Origin of the sequence: Nucisporomicrobium flavum, assembly GCF_016464385.1 — a bacterium.
Lineage (GTDB): Bacteria > Actinomycetota > Actinomycetes > Mycobacteriales > Micromonosporaceae > Actinoplanes > Actinoplanes flavus_A.
Genome location: NZ_JADMLH010000011.1, coordinates 203,114 through 225,541 on the forward strand (window position 1 = coordinate 203,114; position 22,428 = coordinate 225,541).

Sequence of the window (22,428 nt, forward strand, 5' to 3'; positions counted from 1 at the left end):
CACCGCCTGGCCCCGAGCCTCGCCCAGGGCGGCCCTCGCGGGCTCATCCTGCGTGAATGACGTTCCCCTGCCGCGCGGCTCACACCGGTGTCTCGGTCTCGGCCTCCCGGATGCGGCCGTGGAACAGCCCGAGCCGGTAGAGCCGCTCCAGCCGGCGCACCGTGAAGGGATGGGACCGCGGCAGCTGGGAGAGTCCCACCCAGAAGCCCTTGAGCGCGCGGCCCTGGCGGACCAGCTCGTCCACATCGACCACGTTCTCGGTGTGCCGCCCGGACGCCAGCAGGATCAGGCCCGTCATGCCCGCCGGCGACAGGTGGGCGCCGTGCCGGTCGCACGAGTACTCCCGCAGCCGCGACAACGCCGGTCCCAGCAGCGGGATCCGCTCGGAGTACGCGACGGCGAGCTGATACCACAGCGACACGTGGTGCAGCCGGATGTGGCCGAGCTCGTGCCCGAGGATGAATTGGAGGCCGCTCCGGTTGCCGTGGTACAGGTTGACGAACAGCTCGTTGGAGAGCACGACGTAGTCGTGCCCGGTGGCCTGTGCCGCGAACGCGTTCAGCGTGCCGTTGCCGTTGCTCAGATAGATCTGCGGGCGGCGTTTGAGCCCGAGCCGATGGGCGAAGTCGTCCGCCGTCCGGTACAGCTCCGGGTACTGGCGGGGTGACAGCTCCACCGCGGTCCCGCGCACCGACGCGCGCTGGGTCTCGCGGACCACGATCAGCGCGGGTACGAGCAGCAGCAGGCCGATGAGGGCGCTGCGCACCGCCGTGGCCCAGCCGGTGTCCTGGAGTCGCTCGGGCAGGCCCGGCAGCATCACCGCGGCCTGCACGATCAGGCCGATGATGAGCACGTTGAGCAGGATCATGAAGATCGTGAACGGCAGCTCGGCGGGGTGCCGTAACCTGCCGGCGGGGATGACGGGGCGCTGCCTGGACGTCGACACGGCGATCCTCCTGACTGGTTCCTGCCCGGACGCACGATCCGGCGTGGGCTGAGGCCGAGGGTGCGCCGTCCCCGCCCCGGGGCGCCTCACCCCGCCGAGGTGAGGCCGGGACTCCCGCCCGCAACGACAATGCAGGGAGTGGGCGAGCCGTCCGGGAGGGTGCCATGCGTGAAGGCGACGGTGCGGCCGGGCTCGTCATCGCCCACCTGTCCGACCTTCATCTGGGGGCGCACGATCCGGAGGCGGTGGCGTCCGTGGCGGCCGATGTCGCCGCCGTACGCCCTGCGCTGACGGTGGTCACGGGCGACCTGACCATGCGCGCCCGGACCGGGCAGTTCCGGCAGGCCCGGACCCTGCTCGACCGGCTGCCGGGACCGGCGCTGGTGGTGGCCGGCAACCACGACATCCCGCTGGTCAGCGTCCGGCGGCTGCTGGTCCCGTACCGGCGGTACCAGCGTTTCGTCCGGGCGGACCTCGATCCCGTCGTACGGCTGGACGGCCTCGCCGCGCTGGGGCTGCAGAGCACGCCGCGCTGGCGGTGGAAGAGCGGCCGGGTGACGAGGGGGCAGAGTGCCGCCGTCGTCGCCGTGCTCGGCTCGGCCCCGGCCGACGCGGTCCGGGTGCTGGCCCTGCACCACCCGCCGCGGGCCGCCGGACCGGGCCGGATCGCCGGGCGCGGCCGGTTCCTGCGGGCCTTGGCGTCCGCGCGGGTGGACCTGGTGCTGGCGGGCCACACCCACGTGCCCCGGGCGGGCCTGATGGACCTGGACGACACCGCGCACCGGCCGGTCGAGGTGGTCGCGGGCACGGCCGTCAGCCGGCGTACCCGCGGTACTCCCCGGTCCTGGACGGTGATCCGCGTCGACCGGACGTCCATCCTCGTCGAGGAGCGCCGGCAGGGCCCGGCCGGATGGCACACCGGTGTCGCGCACCGCTTCCCGAGGGCCGGATGAGTCACCGCGCCGGCGGGCGCCTCGGCTGCCACGGCACGCGGACCACCGTGGTGCGCGCCACCTTGTCGTGGACGCCCTGCTGCCGCCGATCCACCAGGGACCACACGGCGCCGATCGGGAAGTAGGCCAGGACCAGCGCCCGTACGAGCGCGGCCGGCCAGGACAGCCGGTGGCGACCCGTGGCGACGACCCGCATGCCCAGCACCGCCATCCCCGGCGTCCGTCCGGCCAGCGCCCAGAACAGCGCCCAGTACGCGGCGAGCAGGGCGGGCAGCACCGCCACGCACACCGCGGCGGCCGGGGCGATGTCCCTCCACCGGGCGCCGACGACCGCGGCGATGACGCCGACGAGCGCGGCACCGCCGGTGAACAGCACGCCGACCACGAGGACGTCCATCAGGTACGCGACCGCGCGGCTGACCGCTCCGGCGTACGCCCGTGGCGCGGTGGCGGTCACAGGTCGAGTGGCGGCGGCGGATCGGGGCGGGGGCCGCGATGGAAGATCCGGGCGGTCAGCCGGTCGACCGCCGTGTCGCCGGCCTCCGTACCGCTCCGGAGGCGTCCGACCAGCTCGTCCACCATGGTCTCGCGCTGCCCGCGGATGAGCGTCTGTATCCGCTCCGGTTCCTTCTCGAGCAGCAGCAGGACGTCGTCGAGGACGGCGAGCACGATGGGGCGCAGGACGCGCTCGAGCTGATGGTCCACGACGCGGTCCACCACCGGCGACGTCGCGACCGTGGTCACCGCGGCCCGGGTCACGTCCTCGGCCCGCCGGCGCCAGTCCTCCCGGGCCAGGGCGCCGCGGTCGGCGAGCCGGCTGAGACGCTGCGCCCGGCGCGCCGCGCCCCGGCGGAGACCGGCTACGACGCCCGTGGTGGCCTGCTCGGCCGCGATGGCGGCACCCACGAGCGTGTCGCCCCACAGCAGGAGCGATCGCCGGGGTGATCGGACGCCGGCCGGCGCGTCCGCAGTGGTGGCTACGAGCTCTGGATCCGTGATGGTCATGTCGTCACGGTCGCCCGCGCTGCGCTCCGGCGCCCCACCCGCGACGGATGAAACGAGGAGTTCCTCCGTGGCCCGGACACGCCGATGCAGCCGGGGACTCGTGCCCCGGCTGCATCCGTACGGCGTTGGTTCAGTGGCGGCGGCGCCGCGACACGCGCCGCGCTGTGCGACGAGCCGTGCGCCGGGCCACCCGACGGGATCCGAACATGTGCACCTCCTGTCCGTCCGCGGCGGGCCTCAGGCCGCCGCCATCTCGATGTCGTGCAGTTCCTTGGCCTCCGCCGCCGTGGCCAGGCCGATGGTGACGAGGTCCAACGGGCTGATGAACCCGTCGCTGATGCGGTAGCCGCCGGCCCGGGCGATGGCGTTGCGCAGCGGCACCGCCCAGTGGTGTTCGATGAGCAGGAGCGCCGCGGCGGAGTCGTCGGGAATCTCCGCGAGGATGTCCCAGGCGTCCTGGTCGCTGAACGCCTGCAGGCCCGACGCGGCGGCTTCCGCACCGGCGGCGGCACCGGCCTCCATGCCGGCCTCGCCCTCGATGCCGAGACCGATCAGCGCGCCGATCTTGGAGCCGAGCTCGACGGCCTCCTCGGTGGACAGGTTGCTCAGGTGCTCGACCTCGATCTCGCCGCGGGCGTCCTTGTAGACCGCGAGCGCATCGATGACCCGAACGGTGTCACTGTTCCGGAGCTCCTCCAGCTCCGCGATGACCTCACCGTGGAAGTCCGGATGGTTGAAGCCCAGCACGATCAGCTGGACCGGCCCGACAGCCATCTGCTGCCACCTCTTTCCTGTGACGGACGAAGGTTCCCTGGGTGCCGATCCTCCGGCTGGATGCGGGCGGACCACCTCATCCCGCACGGGTGACGCCCGGGCCGGGCCGGCGGGGCCGCCCGGCGGGGGCCCCTGCGGTGGCCGCCGCTTCATTCGTCCGGAATGAGGCCGGCGGGCCGCCGGCGTGGCTGACTGGGTCCGACGCCGGAGACGCGACCTGCCGGTGCAGACCAGCGAAGGGATGTGCAGGAATCATGGCAACACTCGTGGCCATCGGTTACCCCGACGAGACCACCGCGACGGCCGCGTCGCTGGAAGCGCAACGTCTCGCCAAGGATCTGATCATCCAGCCCGACGCCATCGCGGCCATCATCCGCGACCGGGAGGGGAAGTTCCACGTCACGACCAACCACCATGCGGTGGGCGGCGGCGCGACCTGGGGGATGTTCTGGGGGCTGCTGTTCGGCATGCTCTTCTTCATCCCCGTGCTCGGGATGGCCGTCGGTGCCGGGCTGGGCGCGCTCATGGGCAAGATGACGAAGGGCGCGATCAACAAGGAGTTCCAGTCGCAGGTGCGCGACATGCTGCAGCCGGGAACGTCGGCGTTGTTCCTCGTGGTCGAGCACGTCACCCCCGACAAGGCCATCGAGGGGCTGGCGCAGTTCGGCGGCACGGTGCTCAAGTCGTCGCTGCCCAAGGAGACCGAGGCGGAGCTTCAGGCCGCCCTGCACGGCGCCGACGGCGACGCGCAGGCCGACACGGTGGCGAGCTCGTCCGCGCCCTCCGCCTCCTGACCGGCCCGGCGCTCGTCCGGTCTCCGGCGAGGACCTGGGACGAGACGCCGGACCTCCGAAGGGATGCCGGTTCGCGAGGTGGCGGACCGGCATCCCCCTTCCGCGGGTGTTCATCCCCGCGTGATGACGCTTCGCCGGAACCGGAGAAACGAGGCTCGCTCCATGACATGGATGACTCCCCGGATCGCCGCCGTCACGGCGGTCGCGACGCTCGGCCTCGGCGGATGCAGTGCGGACCAGCCGCCGGTGTGCGACAGCCTCGCCGCCGTCCAGACGACGATGCACCACATCCGCGACGCGAACGTGGCCGAGAACGGCCTGACGTCGCTCACCACGCAGCTCCGGCAGTTGCAGGTGGAGGTCCGCCAGCTCCTCACCGACGCCGCTGCCCAGTGGGCGCCCGAGGTGCAGGCGGTGAGGACCGCCGCCGACCAGGTGTCGGCCACCGTCGCCGCGGCCCGGGAGACGCCCGACGTGGCCCACGTCAGCGCCGTCCGTACGGCGATGGGCACGCTCCAGACCGGGCTGCGCAGCCTCGGTGACGCCATGTCGGGCACCTGCTGAGGACGAGGAGACGCCATGTCGCGGACCGATCCGGCGCCCGGCGCGCCGTACACCGGCGTCGACCGCAGCGAGGCGACCGCGTGGGTCGGCTTCGTCCTGCTCGGCGGGGTCATGCTCGTGATGCTCGGCGCCGTGCACGCCGGGACCGGGCTCGTGGCGCTGTTCCACCCCGAAGCGCTGGTGTCGCGGCGCGCGGACCAGCTGCTGCCGGTCAGCCTGACCGCCCTCGCCTGGTTCCACATCGTCCTCGGGGGCGTGGCGATGGTCGCCGGCGTCGGCCTGGTCCGTGGGCGGGCCTGGGCGCGGATCGCCGCCGTCCTGCTGGGCGGCGTCGCCGCCCTGGTCAACTTCGCCTTCATCGGCCTCTACCCGCTGTGGTCGGTCACGGCCATCGCCATGGCCGTGGTCGTCATCTACGCGGTGGCCGCGCACGGGGGCGAGGTCGTCGATGCGTACGGCAACTCGTGACAGGGGAGCTCGAATGTGGAGGCGAACCGCCCGCCGGATGCCGTGGCGCCGGTCCCCGCTGCGCCGTCGCTCGGACACGGTCCAGGCGTGGCTCACCCTGGTGATGATCGTGGCGACGCTCGGTGCCGGGCCGTGGCTCGGCTGGTGGGCGGCGACCACGACGTACACCGCCCAGGTGCGGGCGGGCGAGTGGGAACGCGAGCACCATCGCCCGGTGGCGGCGGTCTCGGTGGAGGACGCGCCCGGCGCCTACGCCGAGGCCGGCGCGACGTCGGCGGACTCGCCGGACGTGCCCGTGGCGGTGCGCTGGACCGGCCCGGACGGCGCGGTCCGCTCGGGAACGGGCGAGGTGGCGGCGGGTACGCGGGCCGGCAGCACGGTCACCGTCTGGATCGACGAGCAGGGGAGCGAGGTGCCCCGGCCCCGATGGCGTAACCCCGGCATCGACGCCACGGTCGCGGGGACGCTGGCCGTCACCGCGCTGGCGGCGTTCCTCGGCGGTGTCCGGCGCATCGTCGTCTGGCGGCTCGACCGCCGCCGCCTGCGCTCGTGGGAGACGGAGTGGCTCGTCGTCGGGCCGCGATGGAGCCGGCGGTGACCGGCACGGGCAGCCCCGTCGCCGGTGGCGGCGTCCGGCGGTGGCTGCCCGGTGTGCAGACCGTGCTGACCTACCGCCGGGCGTGGCTGCCCAAGGACGTCGTGGCCGGCCTCGTCCTGTCGAGTCTGCTGGTGCCGCAGGGCATGGCGTACGCGGAACTCGCCGGCCTGCCGGCGATCACCGGGCTCTACACGACGGTGTTCGGCCTGCTCGGTTATGCCGTCTTCGGCGCCTCGCGCATCCTGGTGGTCGGTCCGGACTCGTCCCTCGGCCCGATGATCGCCGCCGTGCTCGTCGCCACCGTCGGCTCCGGCGGCGACCCCGCGGTGGCCATCGCGCTGGCGTCCATGCTGGGGCTGATGGTGGGCGTGACCATGGCCGTCGCCGGGATCGCGAAGCTCGGCTTCATCGCCGACCTGCTGTCCAAGCCCACCCAGATCGGCTACATGAACGGTCTGGCGGTCACCATCTTCGTCAGTCAGCTGCCCAAGCTGTGCGGGTTCTCGGTCGACGGCGAGGGCCTCCTCAGCGAGGCCGCCGGATTCCTGCGCGGGATCGCCTCGGGCGACGCCGTGCCGGCGGCCTGCGCGGTCGGCGTGTTCACCCTCGCGATCATCCTCGTGCTTCAGCGCTGGCTGCCCAAGCTCCCCGCGGTTCTCGTCGCCGTCGTCGCCGCGATCACCGCGACGTGGCTGCTCGACCTGGGCGGCCGCGGCGTCGACCTGGTCGGTCCGCTGCCGGGCGGCTTCCCGCCCCTCACCGTGCCGCACGCGTCCTGGTCACAACTCGTCCTGCTGCTGGCCGGCGCCGTCGGCATCACCATCGTGTCGCTCACCGACACCATCTCCACCGCGTCGTCGTTCGCGGCCCGCACGGGTCAGGAGATCCGGGCCGACCAGGAGATGATCGGCGTCGGTGCCGCCAACGTCGCGGCCTCCTTCTTCCAGGGCTTCCCGGTCAGCACCAGCGGCTCCCGGACCGCGGTGGCGGAACAGGCCGGTGCCCGTACCCAGGTGACCGGGATCGTCGGGGCCGCCGTCATCGTCGTCATGCTGGTGCTGACGCCCGGACTGTTGCGGGACCTGCCGCAGCCGGCGCTCGCCGCCGTGGTGATCGCCGCGTCCATGTCGCTGGCTGACCTGCCCGGCTCGGTGCGGTTGTGGCGTCATCGGCGCCTCGAGTCGCTCGTGTCGATCACCGCGTTCCTCGGGGTGGCGCTGCTCGGCGTGCTGCCCGGCATCGGTGTCGCGGTCGGGCTGTCCGTGCTCAACGTGTTCCGCCGGGTGTGGTGGCCGTACCAGACGCAGCTGCGCCGGGCGCCGGGCGTGCCGGGCTACCACGACGTGCGCTCGTACCCGGACGCCGAGAGTCTGCCCGGCCTGGTGCTGTTCCGGTTCGACGCCCCGCTCATCTTCGCCAACGCCCGGGTGTTCCGCGACCAGATCCGGCTCCTGGCCCGTACCGACCCGCGCCCGGTCTGGATCGTGCTGGCGGCCGAGCCGGTCACCGACGTCGACACCACCGCCGGGGACATGCTGGAGGCGCTCGTCGGCGAGCTCGACGCCCAGGGCACGTCGCTGATGTGGGCCGAGCTCAAGGACCCGGTGCGGCGCAAGATCGACCGGTACGGCCTGACCGCGGCCCTCGGCCCGGAGCGGTTCTTCGCGACCCTGGACGAGGCGGTCACCGCCTACCGGGCGCGTACCGGTGCGGCGTGGACTGCACCGCCCCGGTGACCATCGCCGCCCGTTCCCTCGCCGCGGATGAAGACCGTGCACCCGCCTTCGCGGTTTGCTCGGCGCACCGGACCGTACGGGCACATTCCGCCAGGAGGACAGCATGACCGGAACATCGACGACAACGCACGAGGGTACGGCGGCCGGCGGGCCGGGCGTCGCCGAGGAGCTGAGGTCGCTCCCCGTCCCATGGGCAACGATGCTGGTGACCGGCGTCCTCGGCGTCGTCTTCGGCGCCGCGGTGCTCATCTGGCCGGACATCTCCCTGCGCATCATGGCGGCGATGACCGGGGTGTGGCTGTTCCTCGCCGGCATCGCGCGGATCATCGGCGCGTTCCTGCCCGGCCGCGGTTCGCTGGCCCGGCACGTGCTGTCCGGCATCGTGGGCGTCGTCGTCCTCATCGCCGGCCTGATCTGCCTGCGTGACCTCGTCAGCCGGCTCGCGGTGCTCGCCCTGCTGTTCGCGGTCACCTGGATCCTCAGCGGGATCACCGCGGTCGTGCTCGGGGTCCAGCGCACCGGCCCGGCCCGGCTGGGTCTCGTCGGCGTCGGCGTGCTCTCCGTGGCGGCAGGGCTCGCCTTCGTCCTCATGCCGGACCTCTCGCTGACCACCCTGGTCGTCCTGACCGGCGGCAGCAGCCTGCTCGTCGGTCTCGCCGAGGTCGTGCTGGCGCTGTTCCTGCGCAGGACGGCCGCCGCGGCCCGGGCCGGCGAGCTGGAGCCGGACGTTCCCGCGCCGTCCGGGCCCGGAACGGCCACGGCCGCCCGTACGGCCTGACCGCGCGACCGGCCCGGCGAGCGATGACGGACGGATCAGCCCTCCCGGGTGGCGATCAGGCCGGTCAGCTCCGCGGTCCGCTCCGGGGTCCAGCCGTCCGGGGATGCGATCCGCGCCCAGGCCGTCACGGGTTCGGCGCCGTAGCTGTGCCCGTGCCCGGCCGGTACCCCGGTGGAGAAGGCCATGTCGGCGGTCACCTGCCAGAACGTCACGAACGGGTACCAGCGGACGCCGGCCGACACGTCGGCGCCGCGCGGCTCGCGCAGCCAGTCCGGGCGGCTCACCGCCAGCCGGGGACTCCACCACACGATCGGGTCCGAGGGGTGCTGCAGGTACGCCACCCGCGGCGCCGCCCACGGCGTGGCCGGACGGTCCAGGTCGGCGGCCGGATCACGGGCGAAGCGGATGGTGGCGCCGTTCTCGTAGCTGGGCAGGATCTCGGTGCTGCCGGGGTCGCGGCCGGCGACGAACCGGCGCCACAGCTCGTTGCGGTTGGGCGGGCCCACCAGCAGCATGCCGTCGACCCGGTTCCGGATGTCGTCGGCGCCGCTGAACGCCGATTCCGCGCCGAACGAGCCCAGGCTCTCGCCGAACAGCAGCAGCCTGGGCCGCCGGGTCAGCGGCAGCTTCGACCATTCGCCGTACACGGCGTTGAACAGGTCCCGGCCGGCCTGCCGCGCGCGTTCCTTGTCGACGAGGAAGGACAACCAGCTCGGCAGGTACGAGTACTGCATACCGACCATGGCCGAGTCGCCGTTGTACATGTACTCCAACGGGTCCACGGCGTCCTCGTCGACCCAGCCGGTGCCGGTCGTGGTGATCACGACGAGCACCGCGCGGTCGAACGCGCCGGTACGCCGCAGCTCCGCCACGGCCAGTGCGGCCCGCTCCCGCGAGGTCGGCGCCGAGTCCAGCCCGGCGTAGACCCGGATCGACCGCTCGGCGCGGGGACCGCCGAAACGGCGCAGCTGATCGACGTCCGGGCCGCCCGTCACGAAGTTGCGGCCCTGCTTGCCCAGCGACGGCCAGGACACCAGCGAGCCCGGACCGCCCGAGCGCAGCGGGTCCTGCGTCGGTGACACGTCGGGCTCGGTCTCGCCGTTGATCGCCTTGAAGCTGCTGTCGGTGACGGCGAAGAAGCCGTCGAGCACCACGCCGTTCAGCACGCCCAGCGCGAGCAGGACCACCATCAGACCCGCGAGCACCCGCGCGGCCGGGGCCGGCACCACCCGCCCCAGCAGCCGGCCGAGGGCGCGGGCCGCACGGCGGAGCAGCCGGAACAGGCCGACCAGGGCGACCGCGAGGAGCGTGGCGAGCGGTAGCACCAGCAGATACCGCGGACGTCCCGGGGCTTCGAGGCCCATCATCTCGTGGATCTCGCGCTGCCATCCGGCACCCAGCCAGAGGAAGACCAGCACCGCGACCACCGCGACGACCGCCAGGATGCGCCAGGCCGTTCGGCCGGGCCGGCGGACCGGGCGGTTGCTCAGCTTCCCGGCCAGCCACACCACCAGCACGCCCAGCCCGTACCCGATCGCCGCCGTGATGCCGCCCACCACCGCCTGCAGCCCCGGACCGCGGGGCAGCAGCGACGGGGTCAGCGACAGGCAGAAGCAGGTCACCGCGCCCAGCAGCCCGACGAAGCCGTAATGCCACCGGTGCACCAGCCGCCACCACCGGCCGCGCCGCAGCGGCGGTGGCTGCTCCGGTTCCGGCGGCGTCTGCGCCGGGGACGTCACGATAGTCATCGGCGTGCCACCCTCTCCGTCGGCTGTCATGCGTTCCATCCCGCGATTCCGGCGGTGACCAGGACGCCGAGTCCGTTGACCGCCCAGTGCAGACCGATCGGGGCCAGCAGGCTGCCGCTGCGCCGGCGCAGCTCGCAGAGCACCACCCCGGCCGCCGCGGTGAACGCCACGGCCCCGGTGACGGCCAGGATCTGCCCGGCCGGGCCGGGACCGACCAGGCCGGTCACCGCCGGGTTGACCCGGTTGAGACGCAGCGACGGCAGCACGTGCCAGAGCCCGAAGAGCCCCGACGACAAACGCGTGGCCCGGGTACGGCCCCATGCCGCACGCACCAGCCCCCACAGGACGCCCCGGAACGCGACCTCCTCGAACAGGATCGTGCCGAGCGGTATCACCACGAAGGCGGTGCGCAGGGCCGCGCCCAGGTCCGTGCGGTACCGCTCGTCGAGGAACGCTGAGCGGGTGACGGGCAGCCACGCGGCCGCCGCGTACACCACGGCCACCGCGGCGACACAGCACAGCCCGTACACCGCGCCGCACCGCAACGCCCGGCGGCCCAGGCCCACGTCGTCGGCGCCGAGCCCCGCCGCACGGGCCAGCAGGAGCAACAGCAGGGCGCCGAGCGGCCCGGCCAGGAGCATGGTTCCCTGGGGCCCGAAGCGCCCGGCGGCCGAGGTCGCGGCCATGTACCCGACCGTGACGACCACGGCCGCCGCCGGCGACACCCAGCGCTTCGACGGCTCCGCGGTCACGCCTCGAGGATCGCCGCCGGGCCCGGCACCCGCCTCACCCCCGGCGGATGGCGGTACGGCTAAGGATTCCCGGCCGGCTCGGGCATTCCGGCGGGCTCGGCCAGGCCGGCGGGTTCCGAGGCGAACAGCGTCAGGCCGAGCCGGCGGGACAGGAACCTCGCCGCGTGCTGACCCCGGACGCTGTTGCCGAACGAGTCGAGACGCGGGGCGAAGGCCGACAGGGCCCCCTTGCCGGGCGAGATGACGACGAGGCCGCCACCGATGCCGCTCTTGCCGGGTACGCCCACGTCGTACAGCCAGTCGCCGGACGTCTCGTACAACCCCGCGGTGGACATCACCGCCAGGGTGTGGTGGCAGACCGGGGCCTCGACCACCCGTACCCCCGTGTGCGGATTGACCCCGCCGTTCGCCAGCGTGGCGCCCATGACGGCCAGGTCGACGGCGGTCACCCGCAGGCAGCTCTGCCGGGTGTACAGGTCGACCGCCGACACCGGATCGCAGCCGAGGAGCCGGTAGGCCTGCAGGAGATCGGCGAGGGCCCGGTTGCGGTGGTTGGTGGCCGACGCGGAGGCGTACACCTCCTCGTCGAGCGGCAGGTCGCGGCCGGCGAAGCGGGACAGACCATCGTGCAGGGCGGCCCACTTCGCCGCGGTGCTCGTACCCGGAACGAGGCTGGCGGTGGCGATCGCTCCCGGATTGACCATCGGGTTCGTGCGCCCGTCCGGACTGTTCTCCACCGCAGCCAGGGAGTTGAAGGGCAGCCCGGTCGCGTTGACCCCCAGCCGGCGGCGCAGCGGCTGCGGGCCGACGACCGCGCAGACCAGCGCGAACACGAACGGTTTGGCGACGCTCATGATGGTGAACTCCGACTCGGCGTCCCCGACGGCGTACGTCCCGCCGCGGGCGCCGGCCGCGCAGATCCCGAACAGGTCGGGTGGCACCCGGGCCAACGCCGGATAGACGCGCGACAGTTCACCGTCCGAAGTGGTCCGATAGCGCTCGTACGCGTCGTCGAGCGACCGTCGGACCTGCTCGGGTGACGGCAGGTGACCGGTGGACACGTACGGGGCGTCGTCGTCGAGGGATTCCATCGGGCACTCACCCTTCCTCCGTGCGGGATGACCGTCAGACGGCGCATGCCGCCGTGTCCTCCTGCGCCGCCTCGGTACGGACGGTGGCCGGACGTGGCCGGGCCGCCGGCTCCGGCGTGGAGGCCCGCCGTGTCCCGTCGCGGCATATCGCGGCCAGCTCGCGGGCGCCCGGGCGGTCGCGTGGATCGTGCGCCAGCGCGGCGCGTACCACCGCGTCGAGGCCGTGGTGCAGCCCGGAGAGGTTCGGCCGGCCCGAGCCGACGCGCCGGATCCAGTCCGCCTCGCCCCGCCCGGCGAAGGGATGGAAGCCGGTGGACAGGTAGGCCATCAGGCTTCCCCAGGCGAAGACGTCCGTGCTCGGTGCCAGCGGCTCGCCGCGCAGCTGCTCCGGGGCGGCCCAGCCGCGACTGCACTGCACGAATCCGTCCTCGGGCGGAAGCTCCCCGACGTACCGGGAGATGCCGAAGTCGATGACCCGGACGTCATCATCGCCGACCAGCAGATTGGACGGCTTGACGTCGCAGTGCACGACCCCGCTGTCATGCAGGGACGCGAGCCTGCCGGCCAGCTCGCCGCCGAACGTCAGCAGCGAGGCGACCGGCATCGTGTCGCCCATCAGCCCCGCCCCGGACCTGTAGCCCTGCAGGTAGGCGGTGATCAGGTAGGACCCCGTCGCCGTGACGCCGTGGGCGATCGGGGCCGCCGTGCAGCCGGCGTCCACGGCGGAGGCTATGGCGAACTCACGCCGGGAGGAGGCGCCCGTACCGTGCCGGATCAGCTTCACCGCGACCGGAGGACCGCCCGCGAGTGGCGTCGCCAGGAAGACCGTCGCTGTCCCGCCTCTCCCGATGCGGGACAGCAGCAGGTATCCATCGATGATGGTCATGAGGGGCCTCCGTGTCTCCCAGCCGCCGCCACAGGCCGTCAGGTCTGGTACGCGCTCGTGCCCGGCTCCGCGGCCGGCGGCTCGGGCTGTGGCTGCCCGCTGAGGACCGAGGTGAGCGCCCGGTCCACCTGCTCGACCCGTACCCGTAGGGGCCTCCAGTCCTGGCCGGTACCGAGCGCCTCGCCCTCGATGTCGACGGCGGTGATGAGCTCGTGCAGCAGGGCGGTGACCCGCAGCGACCAGTTCCGGCGGGCATCGCCGGAGGCCCGGTCGGCCAGCGCACCCCACCGGTTCTGCACCTCGACGAGCTCCGCGCGGACCGGCGGCCAGGCCAGGGCCCGCCGGCCGGTGGTGGTCGTGCGCAGGACCGGGGGCAGCCGGGTGGCGCTGATCGCTCGCGTCTCCGACTCCAACGCGCGGGCCTCGGTGTCCCACCCCGATCTCCGCTGCGAACGGGCGACCAGCACCCCGGCGACGATCAGCGCCGCCAGGAGCACGAGCATCAGCAACCAGCCGAAGAAGCCCAGGCCCCCGGCGGTGCCGCTGGTGGCGACGGCGGACGCGGATGCGGCAGGCGTCGGCGTCTGCTCGGCCGGTGTGGTGGTGCGAGCCGGTTCCGTGGCCCCCGTGGTACGCACCGGTTCGGTGGTCCGAGCGGCGCGGGCGGGCTCGGTGGTCTGCGTGGTGCGGGCCGGCGCGGGTTCCGCGACGGTCGGCGGGCGGGTCGTGGTCTGCGCCGGTTCGGTGGACCGGGTGGTGCGCGTCCGCTCCGGTGTCGCCTCCGTGGCCTCCGGGGCCCGGGTGGGCTCCGCCGGCTCGGTGGTCCGCTCGGGCCGGGGCGTGCCCGGCTCACCCGACGGGGGACGTTCCGCATCGCGTTGCGTGGTACGCGTCGACGGCAGTCCCGACGGTGCCTCACCGCCGCCGGCGCCGCAGGCGGTCAGCCCGGCGATGACGCCGAACAGCAGCCAGACCAGGACGGTGACGCGCGGTCGACGACGGTTGCGCCCAGATCGCATGGGTGACTCCTTCCACGGCGGTGATCGTCAAGCTATGGCCGCCGTCGCCGCGCCGGATCATTCGGAGTTGATGGATCGGTGGTCGCGCGGCGGTCGAGCCAGACACCGATCACCCGGGCCAGTTCGCCGGGGTGGCTGAAGTTCATCGCATGCGCCGCGCCCTCGAGGTGCACGATCGTCAGGTGCGGCGGGGCCAGACGGCCGACCTCCCGGACGCGCCACGGCGGCGGCATGAGCGGATCACGGGACCCGATCACGGCCAGGGTCGGCACCGGTGTCCGTACCAGCCGTTCCAGGGAGGGAAACCGGATGAGCTCACCGAACAGACGCAGGGCGTTCACGGGCCCGAACCGCAGATAGTCCGGGAGGACGACCCGGAGCATGCCCAGCCGTTCGCGCCCCGCGTCGCGGGCCAGCTGCACCAGCGCCCGGCCCAGCGGCTGATTGTGCAGCCCGCCCGCGGGCGAGGTGAGCACGACGCCCGCCACCCGGTCCGGAGCGCTGTGCGCGACCTCCAGGCACACCGGCCCGCCCATCGAATTGCCGACCAGCACCACCCGCCCGATGCCGAGCGCATCCAGCAGCTCCACCAGCACCCGGGCCAGCGACGGGATACCCAGCACCCGCCCCCGCGAAGGGCTCCGTCCGTAGCCCGGCAGATCGGGGACCACCGTGGTCCCGCGATGCGCGAGCGCCCCGGCGGTGGGAAGCAGGTAGCTGCCGGACACCGCAAAGCCGTGCACGTGCACGATCGGGTCGGCGCCGGGCACCTCCGGACCCCTGCGCAGGAAGACCGGCCGGCCACGGACCTCGACCCACGCATCCTGCAAGCACCGATCGGTCATGACCTCAGCGTCACAGGCCGCCGGAGCCCGAGGCCCATCCGCGAGGGATGACCGGGTGACCACGCCGCCGGGGTCCGATGCCACCCGTACGGGATGAGAACGGCACCGGCCCCCGGCAGGTTCACTGGATCCGCGGAAGTGCCGCCGTGGCGTGGCCCGACACGAAAGGTGATCCCGTGCTGTGCTCCTTGTTCCTGCTGGCGTGCCTGACCGCGGCACTCGTCTTCGCGGCGCGGCCGAAGCTGCGCGGGGCGGTTCGCAACGCGGCCGGTAGGCCGGCATCCCCGGGTGCGCCGCACGATGCCGTACCCGGTCAGGACCCGCAGACCCTGGAGGGCGTGCTGAGCCGCCAGCTCGTGACAGGCAGGATCACCGGACCGCAGTACCGGCAGGCCATGGCCGGCCTCGCCAGCCGCGACGCCAAGCGTCACCCGCTCGACCCTCCCCCACCGGCCGATCCACCGGAACCCGCGTGAACGCCTACCGGAGACCCCGTCCCAGGGCGTCGGCCTTCAGTTGCTCGAATTCGGTCTCGTTGATGCCGCCGGAGTCGAGCAGCGCCTTGGCCGACGAGATCTGGTCGGTGGCGCTGTGCGGAGCACCGTCCGAAGCGGCCACCGACCGGATGTAGGCGTCCTGCCGTCGCTGCGCCTCCTCCTGAGCGGCGAGCGCGCGGTCGCCCATGCCCCGGCCACGGGCGATGACGTAGACCAGCATGCCGAGGATGGGCATGAGGATGAGGAACACCGTCCACAGCGTCTTGCCGAGGCCGCCGAGGTCCCGGCTGCGGAACAGGTCCCCGAACACCCACCACAGACCCATGAACCAGGCGAGGAAGATGAAGAACTCCACCATGGCCAGCAGGAACGATCCGTTGTCGTCGAACACCGCGAACAACCTCCTGTGTCGGTACCTTCTTTCCCGCCAGTCCACGCCGTGCCGGTCGCCGGTGCCTCATCCGCCATGGCGTACTCGACGGCGTACGCCCCGGCGAAGGCCGGATGTCCCCGGTGGGCGAGGGAGATTAGCCCGGAAGGGATGAGGAGCCGGCGGTGGTGACGCCCGACGATGTCGGGAGGAAGCCGCATGCCGGCACGGATCCCTGGAGAGCAGCGATGACGACCTTCACGGTATGGAAGTTCGACGATCCCGACGGTGCGGACCGGACCGTGGAGATCCTGAGGAACGCCCAGGCGGACGGGCTCGTCAAGGTCGACGACCACGCGGTCGTACGGTGGCCGGTGGGGCAGCCCCACCCGGACACCCGGCACGGGCACGAATCGGTGTGGCACGGGGCCGGCTGGGGCGCGGTCATGGGTCTGATCATTGGCACGCTGTTCTTCATGCCGGTGGCGGGCGGCCTGGCCGGCGCGGCGCTGGGCGGGCTGGCCAAGAAGACCGAGGACGCCGGGATCACCCGGGACCAGCTGGAGAAGATCCGCGCCGAGGTGACCGAGGGCACGTCGGCCCTGTTCGTCGTCACCGAGCAGGGCGACCTCGACCGGCTCGGGGAGCGGATGCACGGCCTGCACAACACGCTCGTCACCACGAACCTCACCGAGGCGGAGCGCAGCGAGCTCCTCGAGGCGCTCGGCGGCCGGTGACCCGCGGCGGCTGCCGGCCTGCGGCAGCGCCGGTGTCCCTCACCCGGTGGCGCGGTGGTCGGCGCGCATGCCGGCGATCCCGCTGATCGTCATGCCGATCCCGCAGAAGACGAGGACCGTCGCGCCGATGAAGATGAAGGCACCGAGTCCGAGCTTCGGCCAGATGAGCACCACGACGGCGCCGGCCATCATGAGTGCGGCGGTTGCCAGTTGCCACCTGCTGCCCTTCTCGCCTCGCGCGCCGATCGCCGTGACCAGCTGAACCAAGCCGTCCAGCAGCCACCCGACCGCGACGAGAGCGATCAGCACCGCCAGGGAGGCGGTGAGGTTGCGCAGGCACAGCAGTCCGATCAGGCCGGTCAGCACCCCGAACACGATGCCGAGCACCCGGTTGAGCATCGGGTGGCCGGGCGCGAACAGCAGCAGCCCGGCACGGAGAAAGCCGGTCAGGACGAGGTTGAGGCCGAAGAGGACCGCGACCACCCGCAGGGTGGCCTCCGGCCAGGTGAAGGCCGCCACCCCGACCGCGATCGCGAGGAGGCCGGCGACGAGCCGGAGCCAGTGCTGGTGCGGGGGGATGGTGGGCAGCCGCGTGGCAGCCCGTCCGTCGTTCTCCGGTGCCGCCGGGGTGAGTGGCTGCTCGGGAATCGTTGTCATGCCCCGATGGTGCGGCGCCGGGGCGTGGGGGTTCTCATCCCGGTGGCATGAAACGACCGGGGCCCGGCACCGGCCGCCGTCGGCTCCAGCGCGGATCAGGGCGCGTCGCGGCGAGGCTGCTCGGCGATGTCGTCGGGCGGCAGCCGGCGCACCTCGATGAGCCGCAGGCCCAGGCCGTGGATGCGCGAGATCAGCCCGACGACGGCGGACTGGTCCGGCAGCGATCCGTGCAGCACGGTCTCCGGCGGCTCGACGCTGACGGTGAGGTCGCGCAGCTCCGACAGCAGCTCCGCGGGCAGTTCCCCGGAGACCCTGACCTGGTACGTTGCCTCCTGCATGGCGTCCCGCCCCTCATCCGCCGAACCGGCCCTTCCGCCTGCGGTGCACCCGCTCGTGCTGCCTCGGCCCTCGTCCTGCGGCCGGGCGGGGAAGGCACTCGTCCATCGTGAGCGGGGGCGGACCGCGTTGCGTCATCCCTTGTGGCTGACGGCAGGAGTCCGGGCCGCCGGGCGGGACCAAGCTCCTCAGCCGGGACGAGCAGCGCGTACGCCGGCGCGTCCGGCCGATCCCCCGGAGCGGATGGCGCGCCGCGGTCGTGCGGGGTGTTGGCTCGCGGGCAGGGCCGGAAGGGACCCGTCCCAGCCCGTGGAGGTGCGCGATGACCGATCGGCGAACCCTGTCCAGTGTCATGACCCCGGTGCCCGAGGCGGACGGATCGTTCCCGGATCCCGCGGCCCGCTTCGCGGCGGGCCGGTCGATCCGCCGCGAGGTGCCCTTCGACTCCCACGCCGGTCTGCCCGCGGCCGCCGACCGGCCCGATCCGGTGGAGGTGCTGGCGGCGCAGGCGGACACCCGGGTGCCGGAGCTGGTGCCGATCCGGTACGGCCGCATGCTGGTCTCGCCGTTCACGTTCTTCCGCGGTGCCGCCGCCATCATGGCCGCGGACCTGGCCCGGACACCCTCGTCGGGGCTGACGTGTCAGCTCTGCGGCGACGCCCACCTGAGCAACTTCGGCGTGTTCGCCTCGCCGGAACGGCATCTGGTGTTCGACGTGAACGACTTCGACGAGACGTACCCCGGCCCGTGGGAGTGGGACGTCAAGCGGCTCGCGGCGAGCCTCGTGGTCGCCGCCCGCGGCAGCGGCTTCCGGCGCAAGAGCAGGGCGGTGATCGTGGCGTCCGCGGTCGGCCGCTACCGGCAGGCGATGGCCACCTTCGCCGCGCAGGGAGAGCTGCAGGTGTGGTACGCGCGGGCCGACGTCGACGAGGTCAGCGTGCTCGCCAGGAACCTGCTCAGCAAGGACCGGCGCAAGCGGTTCGCCGCGGCCCAGGCGAAGGCCCGTACCCGCGACAGCCTGCAGGCGTTCCGCAAGCTGACCACGGTGGTGGACGGGCGCCGCCGGATCGTCGCCGACCCGCCGCTCGTCGTGCCGGTCGAGGACCTGCTGCCGGACGCCGGCCGGGCCGACCTCGAGGCACGCATCCGGGGCCTGCTCGCCCGGTACGCCGAGTCGCTGGCCCCCGACCGGCGCCGGCTGCTGGGCGCGTTCCGGTTCGTCGACCTCGCGCGCAAGGTCGTCGGGGTGGGCAGTGTCGGCACCCGGTGCTGGATCGTGCTGCTCAGCGGCCGCGACGAGAACGACCCGCTGCTCCTGCAGGTCAAGGAGGCGCCCCCCTCGGTGCTGGCCCCGTACGTGCCCGGGAAGCCGGAGACCGGATGGAGCAACGAGGGTGAGCGGGTCGTGCTGGGTCAGCGGCTGATGCAGGCCGGTAGCGACATCTTCCTCGGGTGGCAGACCGTGGCCGGCATCGACGGGCAGGAGCGCGACTTCTACGTGCGGCAACTGCGCGACTGGAAGGGCTCCGCCATGGTGGAGACGCTGGACGTGAAGGCGATGGAGGTCTACGGCGCGCTCTGCGGGTGGACGCTGGCGCGGGCCCACGCGCGCAACGGCGACCGGATCGCGATCGCCGGCTACCTCGACGACGGCGCCGCGTTCGACCAGGCGATCATCGAGTTCGCCGAGCAGTACGCCGACCGCAACGAGCAGGACTTCGAGCTGCTCACGCGGGCCGCACGCGAGGGCCGGATCCCGGTGGTCGGCGGCGTCTGAGCCGGCCGGCCCGGTCGACTACCTCGGGTGGGGCCGCGCCGGTCAGCCGCACCCACCACGGCCTGATCGGCCCGTGGATTCATTCCTCCGGTATGAGGACACGGTTTGGAGCGGCTCCGACACTGCCGGGAACCACCTCGCGACGGGAGCCCACCATGGTTGACACGACTGCCGTCCCGGCACCGGCCGTTCCGGTGCCCGAACGTCCCGCCCAGCGGTGGCTGGCCCGGCTCGCCTTCCTCGTAGCGGCCGCCGCCACCGTGCTGGTGATCACCGCCGCCGGCGTACGCGGCAGCCTTGGACTGCTCCTCGTCGGCGCGGCCGGCATGGCCGTGGCGTTCGCCGCGGCCTGGTGGTTCCTCAGCCATCGCGGCCTCCGGCGCTGGCTCGCGGGCGTGCTCGTCGTGATCGCGCCGCTGACCATCGCGGTGCTCTACGCGCGCGCCCGCCTGATCTGGGTCGTGGTGCTCTTCGCCGCGCTGTGGCTGGCGGCCGTCGCCGCCGGGCGCCGGGCGCTGGCGGTGCAGGATGCTACGGCCGGTCCCTCGGAGCACGCCACGCCGGCGCCCCACCACCCGTACCTGATCATGAATCCGCGGTCCGGCGGCGGCAAGGTGGGCCGGTTCGACCTGGTACGCCGGGCGCGCGCGCTCGGCGCCGAGGTGATGGTTCTCGAGGGACAGGCGAGCGTCGTCGAGCTGGCCCGGCAGGCCGTCCGCGACGGCGCCGACCTGCTCGGCGTGGCCGGCGGTGACGGCACGCAGGCGCTGGTCGCCGGCATCGCTGCCGAACACGGCCTGCCCTTCATGGTCATCTCCGCCGGTACCCGCAACCATTTCGCCCTCGACCTCGGCCTGGACCGGGAGGACCCGGCGACCTGCCTGGACGCGCTCTCCGACGGCGTCGAACTGCGCGTGGACCTGGGCCTGATCGGCGGCCGGACCTTCGTCAACAACGCCTCGTTCGGCGCGTACGCGGCCGTGGTACAGAGCCCGGCCTACCGCGACGACAAGACCCGGACCACCCTCGACATGCTTCCCGACCTTCTGACCGGCCATTCCGGACCGCTCCTGCACCTGCGGGCCGGCGGGCTGGAGCTGACCGGTCCGCAGGCGGTGCTGGTCAGCAACAACCCGTACGGCTCCGACGACGTCGCGGGGCTGGGCCGGCGCCCGCGGCTCGACGGCGGGGTCCTCGGCGTGCTGGCTGTCACCATGCGCGGTGCGGTCGACGCGGCGGCCCTGGTGGGCGGCCGGCGGTGGTCGAAGGCCGTGGCCGTCCGGACCGCCACGGAGGTGGTCGTCACGGCGGACGTCCCGCAGGTGCCGGTGGGTATCGACGGGGAGGCCGTCATGATGCCCACGCCGGTCTGCTGCTCGATCCGCCCGGGGGCGCTCCGGGTCCGGGTGCCCCGGCAGCGGCCCGGCGTGCCGGCGCCGTCGCCCGAACTGGACTGGACCCGGCTACGCCGGTTGGCCCTCTCCACCGGACGGCACTGACAGTTCGCGGTGATGTCCCCGGCAGCCGCGCCGGTGCGGATGCGGGTCACCAGCTTGTCGCCCCGCTGCGCGCGGCACGCCCGCCGGCGAGCTCAGCTCGCGCCGAGTCCGGCGGCAGGCGGCGCGGCGTCCCTCTCGGCCCGGTACGCCGCGCCCCGTGCGGCCAGGGTGACCGCCACCTCGTACGCCGCGAGCACGAGGGCGATCACGAGCAGGGCGGTCCAGGACGACAGGATCAGAGCGAACCCGGCCGCCACGACCAGGCCGCCGACGCGTAGCACGTCCAGGTACGCCGCCACCCAGCCGGGTCCCCGGGCGACCGCCGCACGGGCGCCGGCGCGGATGCCGCGACCGGCGGCCCGGGCACCGTCGGCGAGGTGACGCCGCAACCACCGAGGCCCGCGCCCAGGGCCGATCAGGTACATCAGCACCGCGAGCAGGGCCCCGATCCAGATGATCTGGAGGCCGCGTGTCCGGAGCTGGGCGAAGACGGTGGTCAGGGCGGCGTCTGCGCCGTCACGGTAAAGGCCCGCCGGTACCTGCTCGAGCACCTGGGCCCGGATCGCACGCAGCACCGCGGTCACCGCGACGGCGGCGACGACCAGCCACAGACCCAACTGCAGCAGCGTACGACGGCGGGCCGGCGAGACGGCCAACGCGACGAGAAGCAGCAGGACCGTGGCGGCCACAGTGAGGATCAGCCCCCGCTTCGCCTGCGCCACCGCCTGCTGGGCGGCCCACAGCCGGCCGGAGTCGTACACCGCGAACTGCGCGAAGTTGGGCGGCAGGGTGACGCCCAGGGTCTGCTGGACCCGGTCGCGCAGGTTGTCCGGGATGGCTCCGCTGCTCAGGTCCGGCAACGCCAGCTGCTTGCCGAACATCGTGGGCAGCTGCGCACTGAGTTGCCGGAGGACCTGGTTGATCAGGGGGAGCAGGTCGATGTCCACCCGGTCTTCGCGTACGACCAGCAGGTCGCTGGTGCCGTTGAGGACCGCGACGGCGCGCTCGTGCGCGCGTCGGGTCACCTCGACCCAGATGCGCTGGAACTGATCGCTCTGCAGAACCTTGGTGACCGTGTCGCGTACGGTGCCCCGCAGCTGCCCGGTCACCGGCCCGGCGATGAACGCGGCCTGCTCGGGCAGCACCGTCCGTAGGCGCTGCTCTACGTCGACGGCCACGAAGATCTGGTTCGTGGCGTAGTCGGCCACCGCCGCGGCGACCCGCGGGTCCTGCGGCAGCGGGGCGACGGTGGCCACCCACCGGTCGGTGTTCATCGCCGTCCGGGCCGACCACACCCCGACGACGCTCGCGACCAGGGCGAAGGCGGCGAGGGCGATGAGCGCGGCGGCCAGGACCCGACGCAGGGTGCCGAGCAGCGAAGTGCGGCGCCGCCGGGTCTCGAGCCGCTCCTGCAACGCCGAGACCTCGGCGCGCAGGCGCTCGACTTCCCCGGCGTCGGGCGGTTCGTCCGGCTGGCCGTCGTCGGTGCCGCCGGGCCCTTCACCGGTGACCTGGGGCGGCGGAGTGGTGACATTCGGAGGCATGGCGAGGGCGGGCGAGGCGGAATCGGCGTGCTCGGCGTCCGGACGGATGGTCAT

Annotated in this window: 25 protein-coding genes; 11 read left to right on the forward strand and 14 right to left on the reverse strand. The window is 73.3% G+C overall.

The genetic code is table 11. From position 1 onward, the window contains the following. Positions 1-79 precede the first annotated feature (79 nt). Positions 80-946, reverse strand: a complete 867-nt coding sequence (locus IT780_RS25715) for a M48 family metallopeptidase (RefSeq protein ID WP_307831373.1) — start codon at positions 944-946, stop codon at positions 80-82. A 164-nt stretch (positions 947-1,110) separates the two neighbouring features. Between IT780_RS25715 and IT780_RS25720 the strand changes: the two genes are divergently transcribed. Further along, positions 1,111-1,899 (forward strand): metallophosphoesterase family protein, encoded by a 789-nt coding sequence (locus tag IT780_RS25720; RefSeq protein WP_199514233.1) that lies wholly within the window; start codon positions 1,111-1,113, stop codon positions 1,897-1,899. Between the two features lies 1 nt (position 1,900). Here the strand turns inward: IT780_RS25720 and IT780_RS25725 are convergent, their stop codons facing one another. The 3 genes from IT780_RS25725 to IT780_RS25735 form a co-directional block, all read right to left on the reverse strand. Continuing rightward, the gene (locus IT780_RS25725; protein WP_307831374.1) at positions 1,901-2,356 is read right to left on the reverse strand and encodes an RDD family protein; all 456 of its coding nucleotides are present in this window, start codon (positions 2,354-2,356) and stop codon (positions 1,901-1,903) included. Beyond that, positions 2,353-2,904, reverse strand: coding sequence for a hypothetical protein (locus IT780_RS25730; protein ID WP_199514234.1), 552 nt, complete (start codon positions 2,902-2,904; stop codon positions 2,353-2,355). Before IT780_RS25730 ends, IT780_RS25725 begins: the two co-directional genes overlap by 4 nt. A 237-nt stretch (positions 2,905-3,141) precedes the next feature. Then, the gene (locus tag IT780_RS25735) at positions 3,142-3,678 is read right to left on the reverse strand and encodes a hypothetical protein (protein WP_199514235.1); all 537 of its coding nucleotides are present in this window, start codon (positions 3,676-3,678) and stop codon (positions 3,142-3,144) included. A 254-nt stretch (positions 3,679-3,932) separates the two neighbouring features. Between IT780_RS25735 and IT780_RS25740 the strand changes: the two genes are divergently transcribed. The 6 genes from IT780_RS25740 (at position 3,933) to IT780_RS25765 (ending at position 8,616) form a co-directional block, all read left to right on the forward strand. After that, positions 3,933-4,472, forward strand: coding sequence for a DUF1269 domain-containing protein (locus IT780_RS25740; RefSeq protein ID WP_199514236.1), 540 nt, complete (start codon positions 3,933-3,935; stop codon positions 4,470-4,472). A 162-nt stretch (positions 4,473-4,634) separates the two neighbouring features. Continuing rightward, positions 4,635-5,036 (forward strand): hypothetical protein, encoded by a 402-nt coding sequence (locus IT780_RS25745; protein ID WP_199514237.1) that lies wholly within the window; start codon positions 4,635-4,637, stop codon positions 5,034-5,036. A gap of 15 nt (positions 5,037-5,051) precedes the next feature. Beyond that, on the forward strand, positions 5,052-5,504 hold the full coding sequence (locus IT780_RS25750) for a DUF7144 family membrane protein (protein ID WP_199514238.1): 453 nt from the start codon (positions 5,052-5,054) through the stop codon (positions 5,502-5,504). 13 nt (positions 5,505-5,517) lie between these two features. Then, positions 5,518-6,102: an Rv1733c family protein gene (locus IT780_RS25755; protein WP_199514239.1), complete on the forward strand. Its 585-nt coding sequence runs from the start codon at positions 5,518-5,520 to the stop codon at positions 6,100-6,102. Further along, positions 6,066-7,838, forward strand: coding sequence for a SulP family inorganic anion transporter (locus IT780_RS25760; RefSeq protein ID WP_307831375.1), 1,773 nt, complete (start codon positions 6,066-6,068; stop codon positions 7,836-7,838). Before IT780_RS25755 ends, IT780_RS25760 begins: the two co-directional genes overlap by 37 nt. A gap of 103 nt (positions 7,839-7,941) precedes the next feature. Then, positions 7,942-8,616: an HdeD family acid-resistance protein gene (locus IT780_RS25765; RefSeq protein WP_199514240.1), complete on the forward strand. Its 675-nt coding sequence runs from the start codon at positions 7,942-7,944 to the stop codon at positions 8,614-8,616. Positions 8,617-8,651: 35 nt separating this feature from the next. On the opposite strand, the gene IT780_RS25770 is transcribed toward IT780_RS25765, so the two are convergent. From IT780_RS25770 to IT780_RS25795, 6 genes are read right to left on the reverse strand one after another with little or no spacing between them, the layout of a single operon-like run. Beyond that, the gene (locus IT780_RS25770) at positions 8,652-10,364 is read right to left on the reverse strand and encodes an alpha/beta hydrolase (RefSeq protein ID WP_199514241.1); all 1,713 of its coding nucleotides are present in this window, start codon (positions 10,362-10,364) and stop codon (positions 8,652-8,654) included. Positions 10,365-10,390: 26 nt separating this feature from the next. Next, entirely contained in the window at positions 10,391-11,116 is a 726-nt protein-coding gene (locus tag IT780_RS25775; protein WP_307831376.1) for a CPBP family intramembrane glutamic endopeptidase, read from the reverse strand. A 59-nt stretch (positions 11,117-11,175) separates the two neighbouring features. Further along, positions 11,176-12,207 (reverse strand): glutaminase A, encoded by a 1,032-nt coding sequence (gene glsA, locus IT780_RS25780; RefSeq protein WP_199514242.1) that lies wholly within the window; start codon positions 12,205-12,207, stop codon positions 11,176-11,178. Positions 12,208-12,241: 34 nt separating this feature from the next. Then, positions 12,242-13,093 (reverse strand): serine/threonine protein kinase, encoded by an 852-nt coding sequence (locus tag IT780_RS25785; RefSeq protein WP_199514243.1) that lies wholly within the window; start codon positions 13,091-13,093, stop codon positions 12,242-12,244. 38 nt (positions 13,094-13,131) lie between these two features. Then, on the reverse strand, positions 13,132-14,112 hold the full coding sequence (locus IT780_RS25790; RefSeq protein ID WP_199514244.1) for a hypothetical protein: 981 nt from the start codon (positions 14,110-14,112) through the stop codon (positions 13,132-13,134). 32 nt (positions 14,113-14,144) lie between these two features. Continuing rightward, a complete protein-coding gene (locus IT780_RS25795; RefSeq protein WP_199514245.1) occupies positions 14,145-14,957 on the reverse strand; it encodes an alpha/beta fold hydrolase in 813 nt (270 codons plus the stop codon). 176 nt (positions 14,958-15,133) lie between these two features. On the opposite strand from IT780_RS25795, the gene IT780_RS25800 reads away from it, so the two are divergent. Further along, positions 15,134-15,433: a hypothetical protein gene (locus tag IT780_RS25800; protein WP_199514246.1), complete on the forward strand. Its 300-nt coding sequence runs from the start codon at positions 15,134-15,136 to the stop codon at positions 15,431-15,433. Between the two features lie 4 nt (positions 15,434-15,437). Here the strand turns inward: IT780_RS25800 and IT780_RS25805 are convergent, their stop codons facing one another. Beyond that, positions 15,438-15,845: an SHOCT domain-containing protein gene (locus tag IT780_RS25805; RefSeq protein WP_199514247.1), complete on the reverse strand. Its 408-nt coding sequence runs from the start codon at positions 15,843-15,845 to the stop codon at positions 15,438-15,440. A 227-nt stretch (positions 15,846-16,072) separates the two neighbouring features. Here IT780_RS25805 and IT780_RS25810 point away from each other — a divergent pair, with 227 nt between their 5' ends. Next, entirely contained in the window at positions 16,073-16,561 is a 489-nt protein-coding gene (locus IT780_RS25810; RefSeq protein WP_199514248.1) for a DUF1269 domain-containing protein, read from the forward strand. A gap of 39 nt (positions 16,562-16,600) precedes the next feature. Here the strand turns inward: IT780_RS25810 and IT780_RS25815 are convergent, their stop codons facing one another. Then, on the reverse strand, positions 16,601-17,218 hold the full coding sequence (locus IT780_RS25815) for an HdeD family acid-resistance protein (protein WP_199514249.1): 618 nt from the start codon (positions 17,216-17,218) through the stop codon (positions 16,601-16,603). Positions 17,219-17,313: 95 nt separating this feature from the next. Further along, positions 17,314-17,556 (reverse strand): DUF8691 family protein, encoded by a 243-nt coding sequence (locus IT780_RS25820; RefSeq protein WP_199514250.1) that lies wholly within the window; start codon positions 17,554-17,556, stop codon positions 17,314-17,316. A 320-nt stretch (positions 17,557-17,876) separates the two neighbouring features. Here IT780_RS25820 and IT780_RS25825 point away from each other — a divergent pair, with 320 nt between their 5' ends. Both IT780_RS25825 and IT780_RS25830 read left to right on the forward strand, forming a co-directional pair. Then, positions 17,877-19,331 (forward strand): DUF2252 domain-containing protein, encoded by a 1,455-nt coding sequence (locus IT780_RS25825; protein ID WP_233413491.1) that lies wholly within the window; start codon positions 17,877-17,879, stop codon positions 19,329-19,331. Between the two features lie 155 nt (positions 19,332-19,486). Then, positions 19,487-20,830: a diacylglycerol/lipid kinase family protein gene (locus IT780_RS25830; RefSeq protein ID WP_199514251.1), complete on the forward strand. Its 1,344-nt coding sequence runs from the start codon at positions 19,487-19,489 to the stop codon at positions 20,828-20,830. Positions 20,831-20,922: 92 nt separating this feature from the next. On the opposite strand, the gene IT780_RS25835 is transcribed toward IT780_RS25830, so the two are convergent. Then, positions 20,923-22,428, reverse strand: coding sequence for a hypothetical protein (locus IT780_RS25835; RefSeq protein ID WP_199514252.1), 1,506 nt, complete (start codon positions 22,426-22,428; stop codon positions 20,923-20,925).

What these genes read in the sequence shown, in the direction of transcription:
- IT780_RS25830 (WP_199514251.1), top strand. Translation starts at nt 19,487, where the DNA reads ATGGTTGACACGACTGCCGTCCCGGCACCGGCCGTTCCGGTGCCCGAA.
- IT780_RS25770 (WP_199514241.1), bottom strand. Translation starts at nt 10,364, where the DNA reads ATGACTATCGTGACGTCCCCGGCGCAGACGCCGCCGGAACCGGAGCAG.
- IT780_RS25740 (WP_199514236.1), top strand. Translation starts at nt 3,933, where the DNA reads ATGGCAACACTCGTGGCCATCGGTTACCCCGACGAGACCACCGCGACG.
- IT780_RS25835 (WP_199514252.1), bottom strand. Translation starts at nt 22,428, where the DNA reads ATGACCATCCGTCCGGACGCCGAGCACGCCGATTCCGCCTCGCCCGCC.
- IT780_RS25730 (WP_199514234.1), bottom strand. Translation starts at nt 2,904, where the DNA reads ATGACCATCACGGATCCAGAGCTCGTAGCCACCACTGCGGACGCGCCG.
- IT780_RS25735 (WP_199514235.1), bottom strand. Translation starts at nt 3,678, where the DNA reads ATGGCTGTCGGGCCGGTCCAGCTGATCGTGCTGGGCTTCAACCATCCG.
- IT780_RS25785 (WP_199514243.1), bottom strand. Translation starts at nt 13,093, where the DNA reads ATGACCATCATCGATGGATACCTGCTGCTGTCCCGCATCGGGAGAGGC.
- IT780_RS25790 (WP_199514244.1), bottom strand. Translation starts at nt 14,112, where the DNA reads ATGCGATCTGGGCGCAACCGTCGTCGACCGCGCGTCACCGTCCTGGTC.
- IT780_RS25815 (WP_199514249.1), bottom strand. Translation starts at nt 17,218, where the DNA reads ATGACAACGATTCCCGAGCAGCCACTCACCCCGGCGGCACCGGAGAAC.
- glsA (WP_199514242.1), bottom strand. Translation starts at nt 12,207, where the DNA reads ATGGAATCCCTCGACGACGACGCCCCGTACGTGTCCACCGGTCACCTG.
- IT780_RS25795 (WP_199514245.1), bottom strand. Translation starts at nt 14,957, where the DNA reads ATGACCGATCGGTGCTTGCAGGATGCGTGGGTCGAGGTCCGTGGCCGG.
- IT780_RS25750 (WP_199514238.1), top strand. Translation starts at nt 5,052, where the DNA reads ATGTCGCGGACCGATCCGGCGCCCGGCGCGCCGTACACCGGCGTCGAC.
- IT780_RS25755 (WP_199514239.1), top strand. Translation starts at nt 5,518, where the DNA reads ATGTGGAGGCGAACCGCCCGCCGGATGCCGTGGCGCCGGTCCCCGCTG.
- IT780_RS25765 (WP_199514240.1), top strand. Translation starts at nt 7,942, where the DNA reads ATGACCGGAACATCGACGACAACGCACGAGGGTACGGCGGCCGGCGGG.
- IT780_RS25810 (WP_199514248.1), top strand. Translation starts at nt 16,073, where the DNA reads ATGACGACCTTCACGGTATGGAAGTTCGACGATCCCGACGGTGCGGAC.
- IT780_RS25745 (WP_199514237.1), top strand. Translation starts at nt 4,635, where the DNA reads ATGACATGGATGACTCCCCGGATCGCCGCCGTCACGGCGGTCGCGACG.
- IT780_RS25720 (WP_199514233.1), top strand. Translation starts at nt 1,111, where the DNA reads ATGCGTGAAGGCGACGGTGCGGCCGGGCTCGTCATCGCCCACCTGTCC.
- IT780_RS25820 (WP_199514250.1), bottom strand. Translation starts at nt 17,556, where the DNA reads ATGCAGGAGGCAACGTACCAGGTCAGGGTCTCCGGGGAACTGCCCGCG.
- IT780_RS25825 (WP_233413491.1), top strand. Translation starts at nt 17,877, where the DNA reads ATGACCGATCGGCGAACCCTGTCCAGTGTCATGACCCCGGTGCCCGAG.